Below are 11,007 nucleotides of genomic sequence, written 5' to 3' on the forward strand. Positions count from 1 at the left end.
CGTGCCGGGCATGATTTCCGTTTTGGTTAATACCATGATCCTGCCATTACTTTCTCGCTTACCTGTCCATCAACGCCAGTTTTTGGTGGCATTTAGCGGCGGGCTCGATTCGACGGTACTGCTGCACCGTCTGGTACAGTGGCGTCATCAGCAGCCGGATATTTCCCTGCGCGCGATTCATATTCACCACGGATTAAGCGCCAATGCGGATGCCTGGGCTGCCCATTGTCAGCAGGTCTGCGAGGGCTGGCAGGTGCCGCTTGTTGTTCATCGGGTACAACTCGTGGATGAGGGTGATGGGATTGAAGCGCAGGCGCGAAAAGCGCGCTATGCCGCTTTTACTCAGGCGTTAGTACCCGGGGATTTGCTGCTTACCGCCCAGCATCTTGACGACCAGTGCGAGACATTTTTACTGGCGCTTAAACGGGGAAGTGGTCCGGCCGGGCTTGCGGGTATGCCGGAAACGCTGCCATTTGCCGATACCATGCTCCTTAGACCGCTGTTGAATGAAACACGCGAATCGCTGCTTCGCTGGGCGCAGCAACATGGCTTATCGTGGGTTGAGGACGAGAGTAACGCCGATGATGCATATGACCGCAACTTCCTGCGTTTGCGCGTTCTGCCGGTATTGAATGCCCGTTGGCCACATTTCGCCGATGCGGTTGCCCGGAGTGCTGCTTTATGCGGCGAGCAGGAGCAATTGCTTGATGAACTGCTGGTAGAAGAGCTCGCGGCAGCGACTCACCGTGACGGCGGGCTGTCGATTGCGGCGCTGGAAACGTTAAGCGCGGTACGCCGTGCCGCCCTCTTACGTCGTTGGCTTTCCGCGCAAAAGGCGCCGATGCCCTCCCGGGAGATGCTGCGACGGGTCTGGCAGGAGGTGGCGTTAGCCAGAGAAGATGCCACGCCATGTCTGTGCCTTGGCGAGCATGAAATCCGCCGCTATCAGGGCTATTTGTGGTGGGTTAAGACCCTTACGGGCCAGCGCGAAAATGTGCTGCTATGGAGCGATCCTTTTTTGCCGCTGACGTTACCTGACGGGCTTGGCGTTCTGCGGCTTATGCCTGGTGATGAACTGCGGCCGCCGAAGGTTGACGAAGCGGTATCGGTACGCTTTCAGGCGACAGGAACCTTGCACATCCAGGGGCGTAACGGGGGCCGTAAGCTCAAAAAGATCTGGCAGGAGTTGGGTGTTGCGCCCTGGCGTCGGGATACAACGCCACTGCTTTTTTACGGTGAGTCACTGATTGCTGCGGCGGGCGTGTTTGTTACGCAGGAGGGAAAAGCCGAAAATGGGCAGCCTGGAATGCGGCTAATGTGGCAGAAGTAACGGGCAGTCAACGCTGCCCGAAAGTGCCGTCAGGATTCGCTCACCACGACGGTGCCGATTTCCGGATGACTAAAGCTGGCAATTTTGTCGAGACGCAGTTCGCGCGTTGTTCCTGCAATTTCAACAACCAAATATTCCACATTTTTGCGAGATACTAAATCGCTGGCTTTTGCCTGCAGCGTTTCGCCATCTTTGAGCTCGAGCGTCAGTAAGAGATGATGCTGACAGGCGAGTTCCAGGTTGTCATAGTCATCGCAATTGATGGGTTGATAGGTATCATTCATTGACATAATCGCTCACCAGTAAGTTCGCGGCAGCATACGCCGCCTTTTCCCTGACCGACTCTGAAACGGCATCGTCCGAAGCCACTTCATTCAAAACCTTCAATACGCACCCCAGCGCATCCGGGATATACCCTAAGTCTCCGCTGGCAATTTCCGCATACCGCTGGCGTATTAACTCACAATAATTTCCCACACGTCCTCCTGTCAGCACTCTGGCTTTACTGTGAGATACCATTAAGCCTACGAAGATTAACTCTGTTTAGCAAGGTGACTATACCATACCCGACAGGTCATTATCAGAGTGATGAATTAACCGCAGAATAAGAGATAACAGCACGTTATATCTTTATTCGCTACAATAGCCGCTGTTATGCAAAGGAGGCGGTATGGCGCTTAAAGCAACCATTTATAAAGCTACTGTGAATGTGGCGGATTTAGACCGGAATCAGTTTCTCGATGCCACATTGACGCTTGCCCGTCATCCTTCCGAGACGCAGGAGCGCATGATGCTGCGCCTGTTGGCATGGATTAAATTCGCGGACGAACGGCTACAGTTCACCCGTGGGCTCTGTGCGGATGATGAGCCCGAAGTGTGGCTACGCAACGATCATCTGGGTATCGACGTGTGGATCGAGCTCGGATTGCCGGACGAACGGCGGATAAAGAAAGCCTGTTCCCAGTCGAAAGAGGTGGCGTTGTTCACCTATAACTCTCGAGCGGCGCAAATCTGGTGGCAGCAGAACCAGACTAAACTCGCTGGATTTAAAAATCTGAGCATTTGGTATCTGGATGATGAGCAACTGGCGATGCTCAGTGGGCTGGCGGAGCGGACAATGTCGCTGCAAGCCACTCTCCAGGAAGGAACTATCTGGCTGAGCGATACTCAAACCAATCTGGAAATCCACCTGACGACCTGGCAACAGCACGCATGATTGAGATATCCCGCCAGGTCAGTATTCCTGATGAAGAACTGGAGATTACGGCGATTCGCGCGCAAGGGGCGGGTGGACAGCATGTGAATAAGGCCTCTACGGCTATCCATCTGCGTTTCGACATTCGTGCGTCCAGCTTGCCCGAGTTTTATAAAGAGAAGCTGCTGGCAGCGACGCATCATCTCTTAACGTCCGAGGGCGTCGTGATTATCAAGGCGCAGGAATACCGTAGTCAGGAAATGAATCGCGAAGCGGCGATCGCCCGGCTGGTGGCGTTAATCAGGGAACTGACGGTGGTGCAAAAAAACCGTCGGGCTACTCGCCCAACGCGGGCGTCGAAAGAGCGGCGCCTGGTGGGTAAAGCGCAGAAATCCTCTGTAAAAGCGCTACGAGGGAAGGTTCGTCGCCCGCAGGAGTGACGAACGAGATAAGAACTGTTCATAAGGAAAAAAGAGTGAATAAAGTGATTGTATCTTTGGCTGCGGCAATGACACTCTTTGCGCTGATGGGGTGCAACAACCGGGGAGAGGTTGAAACGGTATCCCCGGTGCGGGCTGAAAAGCTCAAGCCAATGCAACAGAGCTGGCGCGGTATTTTGCCGTGCGCTGATTGTGAAGGCATCGAAACCTCATTGTTCCTTGAAAAAGATGGCACCTGGGTGATGAATCAGGGTTATCAGGGCGGCAAAGCACCATCAAATTTTGCCTCCTACGGGCGATGGGCTCGCACCGCAGACAAGCTAGTACTGACGGATGCCGGTGGCGATAAACTCTATTTCCGCGCGAAAGGCAGTGCGCTGGAAATGCTGGACCGGGAAGGGAATCCGATTCACTCGCAGCTTAATTATGTATTGCAGCCGATCACCGCAACATTGCCAACAACGCCGATGGCGATGCGGGGCATGTATTCGCGTACTGCTGGCATGGCGGAGTTCGCCGATTGTATTACGGGCAAACGGGTTGCAGTAAGCAACGACGCGCGGCTCGAACAACAATATAAAGCAGCGGCAGGTCAGACTTCGCAGCCGGTATTGCTGGAGGTGGAAGGGCATTTCACGCTACAGCCGAAAACGGATAACGGGGTGATGGAGAAGGCGCTGGTGGCGGATAAAAACGCGAAATTTATAGCCGGAAAAGATTGTAATCACTAATAAAAAAGCCTCGCATATGCGAGGCTTTTTACTGTTAGCCCTTGATGGCGCTGACAAGGTAATTCAGGATATCACCCGTCTTGATCATCTGTTTTTCGCCAGTGCGACGGTACTTGTATTCAATCTCGTCGTTGTCGAGGTTACGATCGCCCAGCACGATAGTGTGCGGAATACCGATGAGCTCCATATCGGCGAACATGACGCCCGGGCGCTCTTTTCGGTCATCCATCAGTACGTCAATACCCTGCGCGCTCAGCTCGGCATACAGCTTCTCAGCCAGCTCCTGAACGCGGTAAGATTTGTGCATGTTCATTGGCAGAATCGCTACCTGGAACGGCGCAATCGCTTCTGGCCATACGATACCGCGATCGTCGAAGTTCTGTTCAATCGCCGCAGCCACAACACGGGTTACCCCGATACCGTAGCAACCCATGGTCAGGATCTGGTTACGTCCGTCTTCGCCCTGAACGGCCGCCTTGAGCGCTTCTGAGTATTTGGTACCTAACTGGAAGATGTGACCGACTTCGATACCGCGTTTGATCAGAAGCGTACCCTGACCGTCCGGGCTCGGATCGCCGGCAACCACGTTACGGATATCGGCAACTTCCGGGGTTGCCACATCGCGATCCCAGTTGATACCAAAGTAGTGTTTACCATCAATGTTAGCGCCAGCGGCAAAATCGCTCATTGCCGCAACGGTACGGTCTATAACGACCGGAATCGGCATATTTACCGGCCCCAGCGAACCCGGACCCGCATTTACCACGGCGCGAATTTCGGCTTCGGTCGCGAAAGTCAGCGGGCTGGCAACCTGTGCCAGTTTTTCTGCTTTTACTTCGTTCAGTTCGTGATCGCCACGCACCAGCAGGGCAACCAGCGGGTAGCTGCTGCCTTCAACGGCTTTGACCAGCAGTGTCTTGACGGTTTTTTCAATCGGCAGGTTGAACTGCTCAACCAGTTCGGCGATGGTTTTCGCGTTCGGCGTATCAACCAGCGTCATTTCCTGGGTTGCCGCCGCACGCGGCGCTTTCGGTGCTACCGCTTCTGCCAGTTCGATGTTTGCGGCATAGTCAGAAGTATCAGAGAAGACGATATCATCTTCACCGCTCTGCGCCAGTACCTGGAACTCATGAGACGCGCTACCGCCAATAGAGCCGGTATCGGCCTGAACCGGGCGGAACTCCAGCCCGATGCGGGTAAAGATTTTGCTGTAGGCGGCATACATCGCGTCGTAGGTTTCCTGCAGCGATTCCTGAGAGGTATGGAAAGAGTAGGCATCTTTCATCAGGAATTCACGGGAACGCATTACGCCGAAACGCGGACGTACTTCGTCACGGAACTTGGTCTGGATCTGGAAGAAGTTCAGCGGCAGCTGTTTGTAAGAGCTGAGCTCGTTACGAATCAGATCGGTAATCACTTCTTCGTGAGTCGGGCCGAGTACGAACGAACGCTCGCCACGATCAGAAATACGCAGCAGTTCCGGGCCGTACTGCTCCCAACGACCACTCTCTTGCCACAGTTCAGAAGGCTGAACGACCGGCATTAACACCTCAATCGCACCGGCGTTGTTCATCTCTTCACGCACGATGTTTTCGACTTTTTTCAGGACGCGCACGCCGGTCGGTAGCCAGGTGTACAACCCGGAGGCCAGCTTACGGATCATCCCGGCGCGCAACATCAACTGATGGCTGATGACTTCGGCGTCGGCAGGTGTCTCCTTCAGTGTGGAGAGCAGGTATTGGCTAGTACGCATGTTGTTACGGTTCCATTTGGACGATTGGAACAGACTCAAAAGGAGCCTGATTCAAAAAAAGTGATTCAGTTTACCAGCGAGAAAGAGATGCCAAAAGTAGAGGGAGGAGAAATTAACGGCCTTCAAGCGCAAACACTTCAAAACCTGCCGTGGTCACGCGCCAGCGTACGTTGAAATCCAGCAACAAGACAGCGTACGTTTTCCCCATTTCCTCATCTTTACGGTATGCCGGGCGCGGATCCTGCGCCAGAACCTCAATAATAAACGACCTTAGCTGCGGGTAACGCTTTTCTAACTGAGGAAATGTCGCTTCGATCTCCGGTATGAAGTACACCGGCATCTCCGCGACGGGTGCCTGCTGCGCATAGCTGGCGCTGGCATGCGGCAGAGCCTCAGCAAAGGGTAGGTAAGGCTTGATATCTACGACGGGCGTGCCGTCAACGAGATCGAGACTGCCCAGGCGCAAAATGACATGTTCTTTCTCGCAGTGGATACCTTTAAGTTCCACCAAAGACATACCAATCGGGTTAGGGCGGAAGGTCGAGCGTGTGGCGAAAACACCCATCCGCGCATTCCCCCCGAGCCGTGGCGGGCGTACCGTAGGGCGCCAACCGCCAGCCATGGTCTGGTGGAAAATAAACACGACCCAAAGATGACTGAATGCTTCGAGTCCGCGTACGGCTTCTGCCTGGTTATAGGGAGGCAGCAGATGGAGTTCGCCGCCCCCGTGTTTAACCAGACCAGGCTGGCGGGGAACGGCAAATTTTTCTTTATAGGGGGAGCGGATGACGCCTATCTGCTCAATGGCAAATGTGGTCATTTCGCCGTTACGTTCAGTGCTGAACCTACGCACACAGCCTGACGGTAGCAACCCGGCGTGCCGCTGGTGATTTCACAACTGTGGAGCAGAACCGCATTCGCTTTCATTTTTGATGCGTTGATTTGCATGCGTTTACGGGCAGTCGGGATATTCGGCGGTGAATCCTGATTGGTTGCCTGGCAAGAATCGCCGGTAACTTCACCTAAATCACGGAACGGTTTACCCACCAAATCTTCAGCATTGGTAATGATTCGAACCGGCGTCAGACGCGGCGGCTTCGGTTTTGCGGGTTCTGTTTTAGGCGAGGTTGCTGTGCTTTGAACAGGTTCGACAGGAGATCTGCTTAGCATTGAACAGCCGCTCAGCATGAGTGCTAAAAAACAGATCGGTAAAGCACGCATAATATATCCTCAAAAAATGATCTTAACGCCGCTTATTGAATCAGGAGCTTGCACAAATGACAAGACGGGCATGCGCCCGTCCTGAAGGATATTGCTGACGGGCAGAATTACCAGCCTTTCACCGCACCACCATTGAAGACTTTGTTCGCGGCTTCGTAGACTTCGTCAGACTGATAAGCCTGAACGAATTTCTTCACGTTTTCTGCGTCTTTGTTGTCTTCGCGGGTAACGATCAGGTTAACGTACGGAGAGTCTTTATCTTCGACAAAGATACCATCTTTTGCTGGCGTCAGATTGATCTGACTGGCGTAGGTGGTGTTAATAACGGCCAGTGCGATTTGCGCATCGTCCAGGGAGCGTGGCAATTGTGGGGCTTCCAGCTCAACAATTTTCAGGTTTTTCGGGTTCTCTGTAATATCCAGAGCGGTCGGCAGCAGGCCAACGCCATCTTTCAGTTTGATCAGACCTTGTTTCTGCAACAGCAGCAGAGAACGGCCGAGGTTAGTCGGATCGTTTGGTACAGCGACCTGAGCACCGTCCTGCAATTCATCAATAGATTTGATTTTTTTGGAGTAGCCTGCGATCGGGTAAACAAAGGTATTGCCAACAGCGACCAGTTTATAGCCACGATCTTTGATCTGCTGATCCAGGTACGGTTTGTGCTGGAAGGCATTGGCGTCAATGTCACCTTTACTCAGCGCTTCGTTCGGCAGAACGTAGTCATTAAAGGTTACCAGCTCAACGTCCAGACCGTATTTCTCTTTCGCGACTTTCTGGGCAACCTCGGCAACCTGCTGTTCAGCACCGACGATGACGCCGACTTTAATGTGGTTCGGATTCTTTTCGTCCTGACCACAACCTACCAGAGCCAGAGAACCAATCAGGGCACCCACTGCCGCAAAGGTCTTGAATTTAAAAGCCATGTGTTTTTTCCTTTCTTTCAGAGTCGTTGTGTTGTGAGCAACGTTATTTATGCGTAACAGAGCGAACGATACGATCGCCTGCAAACTGAATTAAGTAAACCAGAATCACCAGCAGCGCCAGGACGGTATTCATCACAACGGCGTTATAGCCAATGTAGCCGTACTGGTAGCCAATCTGTCCCAGACCGCCAGCGCCCACGGCACCCCCCATCGCGGAATAACCCACCAGGGTAATCAGGGTAATCGTTGCCGCATTGACCAGACCCGGCAGCGCTTCCGGCAGCAGCACCTTACGGATGATCTGCATCGGGGTTGCGCCCATTGCGCGGGAGGCTTCAATCAGGCCAGTCGGAATTTCCAGCAGGGCGTTTTCCACCATACGGGCAATAAAAGGTGCTGCACCGACAGTCAGTGGCACAATCGCTGCCTGCAGGCCGATAGAGGTTCCCACAATGATGCGGGTGAACGGGATCATCCAGACCAGTAAAATGATGAACGGGATCGAACGGAAAATATTCACCAGCGCCGAAATCGTACGGTACAGTTTTGCGTTCTCAGATATTTGCCCCGGGCGTGAGACGTACAGCAGCACGCCAACCGGAAGACCCAGTACAAAACCGAAGAAACCAGATACGAAGGTCATCGCCAGCGTTTCCCAGACGCCGCGCGCCAGTAACCACATCATTGCCTCAGACATAACCCAGCACCTCTACTTTCACATGGTGTTCCTTAAGCCAGGCAATAGCGGCTTGCGTATCCTGCGGCTCGCCGTGCATTTCTGTCAGCATAATGCCGAATTTCACGCCGCCGGCGTAATCCATCTGCGCGCTGATAATATTGTTATTCACGTTATAGCGGCGTGCGGTCTCAGAAAGCAGTGGGGCATCAACCGATTGACCAGTGAACTCCATGCGTAACATCGGCACGCTGCCGGCCAGCGGCTGATCTTTCAGGCGCTGCAGATAATCCTCAGGGATATCCAGGTGCAACGTTGACTGAATAAATTGCTGTGCCAACGGCGTTTTGGGATGAGAGAACACTTCACTTACCGTGTCCTGCTCTATTAGCTCACCGTTACTGATAACGGCAACGCAGTCGCAAATGCGCTTTACAACGTCCATTTCATGGGTAATGAGCAGGATCGTCAGGCCCAGTCGACGGTTAATGTCTTTCAACAATTCCAGAATGGAACGGGTCGTTGCCGGATCCAGCGCGCTGGTGGCTTCATCACACAGCAACACTTTCGGGTTGCTCGCCAGTGCGCGGGCAATGGCTACACGCTGCTTTTGACCACCGGACAGGTTCGCCGGATAGCTGTCGTGTTTGTCGCCCAGCCCAACCAGGTCCAACAACTCTTTGACGCGACGGTTAATCTCTTCGCGCGGCGTGTTATCCAGTTCAAGCGGCAACGCGACGTTACCAAACACGGTGCGGGAAGAGAGTAAATTAAAGTGCTGGAAGATCATGCCAATCTGACGGCGGGCTTTAGTCAGTTGTGCTTCTGAAAGGGCGGTCAGCTCCTGGCCGTCAACCTGGACGCTTCCCTGGGACGGGCGCTCAAGCAGGTTAACACAGCGAATTAGCGTACTTTTACCGGCGCCAGAGGCTCCGATGACGCCATAAATTTGCCCGGCAGGTACATGCAGGCTGACATTATTCAGCGCCTGTATGGTGCGCGTTCCCTGCTGGAACACTTTGGTTATATTGGAAAGTTTAATCATCAGATTATTTTTATCATATGAGAGTTAGCCGTGGCATTTTGTTCTGCCTGTTACGGGTGATGACCGTAAACAAGGCGGATGTTAAGGCATCCAGACGTCTAAATCAATCGAACCCTGCTCGATGAGCACTTTCCTGTGCGGTGAAACATGAGATACTACGCGCACATGCCTTTTTCAGGAGCAACCCGGTGGCAAAATCAGTACCCGCAATTTTCCTTGACCGTGATGGCACGATTAATGTCGACCACGGTTATGTGCACGAAATTGATAATTTCGAATTTATAGAGGGTGTCATTGACGCCATGCGCGAACTTAAAGCTATGGGCTTCGCGCTGGTGGTGGTGACCAACCAGTCCGGTATCGCGCGCGGTAAATTCACCGAAGCGCAATTTGAAACGCTCACCGAATGGATGGACTGGTCACTGGCCGATCGTGATGTCGATCTGGATGGTATCTATTATTGTCCGCACCATCCTCAGGGAACGGTCGAAGAGTTCCGCCAGGTGTGCGACTGCCGCAAACCCCATCCGGGCATGCTCATTTCTGCTCGAGATTATCTGCACATTGATATGTCTGCTTCTTATATGGTGGGTGACAAACTCGAAGATATGCAGGCCGCTGCCGCTGCGGATGTGGGAACGAAAGTGCTGGTACGTACCGGGAAGCCCGTCACGCCAGAGGCGGAAAATGCGGCAGATTGGGTGATTAATAGTCTTGCGGACCTGCCTGCGGCTATCAAAAAGCAACAAAAATAACCGTTATGATGAAAAGATGAGCGGTTGAAATAAAAATGCATTTTTTCGCTTGTCATTCATCTCGGGCTGCCTATAATGCGCCTCCATCGACACGGCAGATGTGAATCACTTCACGCAAACAGCCGGTTCGGTTGAAGAGAAAAATCCTGAAATAACGGGTTGACTCTGAAAGAGGAAAGCGTAATATACGCCACCTCGCAACGGTGAGCGAAAGCCGCGTTGCACTGCTCTTTAACAATTTATCAGACAATCTGTGTGGGCACTCAAAGTGACATGGATTCTTAACGTCCCCGGACGATAAATGAATACCAAGTCTCTGGAGTGAACACGTAATTCATTACGAAGTTTAATTCTAAGAGCATCAAACTTTTAAATTGAAGAGTTTGATCATGGCTCAGATTGAACGCTGGCGGCAGGCCTAACACATGCAAGTCGAACGGTAGCACAGAGGAGCTTGCTCCTCGGGTGACGAGTGGCGGACGGGTGAGTAATGTCTGGGAAACTGCCCGATGGAGGGGGATAACTACTGGAAACGGTAGCTAATACCGCATAACGTCGCAAGACCAAAGAGGGGGACCTTCGGGCCTCTTGCCATCGGATGTGCCCAGATGGGATTAGCTAGTAGGTGGGGTAATGGCTCACCTAGGCGACGATCCCTAGCTGGTCTGAGAGGATGACCAGCCACACTGGAACTGAGACACGGTCCAGACTCCTACGGGAGGCAGCAGTGGGGAATATTGCACAATGGGCGCAAGCCTGATGCAGCCATGCCGCGTGTGTGAAGAAGGCCTTCGGGTTGTAAAGCACTTTCAGCGGGGAGGAAGGCGATACGGTTAATAACCGTGTTGATTGACGTTACCCGCAGAAGAAGCACCGGCTAACTCCGTGCCAGCAGCCGCGGTAATACGGAGGGTGCAAGCGTTAATCGGAATTACTGG

Annotated in this window: 13 protein-coding genes and 1 rRNA gene; 6 read left to right on the forward strand and 8 right to left on the reverse strand. The window is 53.1% G+C overall.

Translation table 11 applies throughout. From position 1 onward, the window contains the following. Positions 1–34: 34 nt before the first annotated feature. Positions 35–1,330 (forward strand): tRNA lysidine(34) synthetase TilS, encoded by a 1,296-nt coding sequence (gene tilS, locus L2097_RS17150; RefSeq protein WP_284454054.1) that lies wholly within the window; start codon positions 35–37, stop codon positions 1,328–1,330. Positions 1,331–1,359: 29 nt separating this feature from the next. Here the strand turns inward: tilS and rof are convergent, their stop codons facing one another. Further along, the gene (gene rof / locus L2097_RS17155; RefSeq protein ID WP_039078449.1) at positions 1,360–1,620 is read right to left on the reverse strand and encodes a Rho-binding antiterminator; all 261 of its coding nucleotides are present in this window, start codon (positions 1,618–1,620) and stop codon (positions 1,360–1,362) included. After that, positions 1,607–1,807 (reverse strand): YaeP family protein, encoded by a 201-nt coding sequence (locus L2097_RS17160; protein ID WP_039078450.1) that lies wholly within the window; start codon positions 1,805–1,807, stop codon positions 1,607–1,609. The genes rof and L2097_RS17160 overlap by 14 nt, the downstream gene beginning before the upstream one ends. 193 nt (positions 1,808–2,000) lie before the next feature. Between L2097_RS17160 and L2097_RS17165 the strand changes: the two genes are divergently transcribed. The 3 genes from L2097_RS17165 to nlpE are packed head-to-tail and all read left to right on the forward strand — an operon-like array spanning position 2,001 to position 3,696. Beyond that, a complete protein-coding gene (locus L2097_RS17165; RefSeq protein WP_250353350.1) occupies positions 2,001–2,546 on the forward strand; it encodes a YaeQ family protein in 546 nt (181 codons plus the stop codon). Continuing rightward, positions 2,543–2,965: an alternative ribosome rescue aminoacyl-tRNA hydrolase ArfB gene (gene arfB, locus L2097_RS17170; protein WP_250353351.1), complete on the forward strand. Its 423-nt coding sequence runs from the start codon at positions 2,543–2,545 to the stop codon at positions 2,963–2,965. Before L2097_RS17165 ends, arfB begins: the two co-directional genes overlap by 4 nt. Positions 2,966–3,000: 35 nt before the next feature. Next, complete coding sequence (gene nlpE, locus L2097_RS17175; protein WP_047371753.1) at positions 3,001–3,696, forward strand: envelope stress response activation lipoprotein NlpE; 696 nt, start codon at positions 3,001–3,003, stop codon at positions 3,694–3,696. Between the two features lie 34 nt (positions 3,697–3,730). On the opposite strand, the gene proS is transcribed toward nlpE, so the two are convergent. The 6 genes from proS to metN all read right to left on the reverse strand — a co-directional run bounded on the left by proS (position 3,731) and on the right by metN (position 9,314). Beyond that, entirely contained in the window at positions 3,731–5,449 is a 1,719-nt protein-coding gene (gene proS, locus L2097_RS17180; RefSeq protein ID WP_047371752.1) for a proline--tRNA ligase, read from the reverse strand. Positions 5,450–5,561: 112 nt separating this feature from the next. Beyond that, positions 5,562–6,269: a tRNA (N6-threonylcarbamoyladenosine(37)-N6)-methyltransferase TrmO gene (gene tsaA, locus L2097_RS17185; protein WP_250353352.1), complete on the reverse strand. Its 708-nt coding sequence runs from the start codon at positions 6,267–6,269 to the stop codon at positions 5,562–5,564. After that, positions 6,266–6,670, reverse strand: a complete 405-nt coding sequence (gene rcsF / locus L2097_RS17190) for an envelope stress sensor lipoprotein RcsF (RefSeq protein WP_250353353.1) — start codon at positions 6,668–6,670, stop codon at positions 6,266–6,268. The genes tsaA and rcsF overlap by 4 nt, the downstream gene beginning before the upstream one ends. Positions 6,671–6,777: 107 nt before the next feature. Beyond that, positions 6,778–7,593, reverse strand: a complete 816-nt coding sequence (metQ, locus tag L2097_RS17195) for a methionine ABC transporter substrate-binding lipoprotein MetQ (RefSeq protein ID WP_047371749.1) — start codon at positions 7,591–7,593, stop codon at positions 6,778–6,780. Between the two features lie 43 nt (positions 7,594–7,636). Next, a complete protein-coding gene (locus L2097_RS17200) occupies positions 7,637–8,290 on the reverse strand; it encodes a methionine ABC transporter permease MetI (protein ID WP_047371748.1) in 654 nt (217 codons plus the stop codon). Next, positions 8,283–9,314 (reverse strand): methionine ABC transporter ATP-binding protein MetN, encoded by a 1,032-nt coding sequence (gene metN, locus L2097_RS17205; protein ID WP_229220452.1) that lies wholly within the window; start codon positions 9,312–9,314, stop codon positions 8,283–8,285. The genes L2097_RS17200 and metN overlap by 8 nt, the downstream gene beginning before the upstream one ends. Positions 9,315–9,502: 188 nt before the next feature. On the opposite strand from metN, the gene gmhB reads away from it, so the two are divergent. Then, entirely contained in the window at positions 9,503–10,069 is a 567-nt protein-coding gene (gmhB, locus tag L2097_RS17210; RefSeq protein WP_047371746.1) for a D-glycero-beta-D-manno-heptose 1,7-bisphosphate 7-phosphatase, read from the forward strand. Between the two features lie 371 nt (positions 10,070–10,440). Then, positions 10,441–11,007 (forward strand): 16S ribosomal RNA (locus L2097_RS17215); the annotation flags it as partial.

Origin of the sequence: Citrobacter sp. MNAZ 1397 (assembly GCF_023613995.1) — a bacterium.
GTDB classification, from domain to species: domain Bacteria; phylum Pseudomonadota; class Gammaproteobacteria; order Enterobacterales; family Enterobacteriaceae; genus Phytobacter; species Phytobacter ursingii.

Bases quoted from the DNA above. Each gene is read 5' to 3' on its own strand.
- rof (WP_039078449.1), bottom strand. From the start codon at position 1,620: ATGTCAATGAATGATACCTATCAACCCATCAATTGCGATGACTATGAC.
- metN (WP_229220452.1), bottom strand. From the start codon at position 9,314: ATGATTAAACTTTCCAATATAACCAAAGTGTTCCAGCAGGGAACGCGC.
- L2097_RS17165 (WP_250353350.1), top strand. From the start codon at position 2,001: ATGGCGCTTAAAGCAACCATTTATAAAGCTACTGTGAATGTGGCGGAT.
- arfB (WP_250353351.1), top strand. From the start codon at position 2,543: ATGATTGAGATATCCCGCCAGGTCAGTATTCCTGATGAAGAACTGGAG.
- tsaA (WP_250353352.1), bottom strand. From the start codon at position 6,269: ATGACCACATTTGCCATTGAGCAGATAGGCGTCATCCGCTCCCCCTAT.
- proS (WP_047371752.1), bottom strand. From the start codon at position 5,449: ATGCGTACTAGCCAATACCTGCTCTCCACACTGAAGGAGACACCTGCC.
- L2097_RS17200 (WP_047371748.1), bottom strand. From the start codon at position 8,290: ATGTCTGAGGCAATGATGTGGTTACTGGCGCGCGGCGTCTGGGAAACG.
- metQ (WP_047371749.1), bottom strand. From the start codon at position 7,593: ATGGCTTTTAAATTCAAGACCTTTGCGGCAGTGGGTGCCCTGATTGGT.
- rcsF (WP_250353353.1), bottom strand. From the start codon at position 6,670: ATGCGTGCTTTACCGATCTGTTTTTTAGCACTCATGCTGAGCGGCTGT.
- tilS (WP_284454054.1), top strand. From the start codon at position 35: ATGATCCTGCCATTACTTTCTCGCTTACCTGTCCATCAACGCCAGTTT.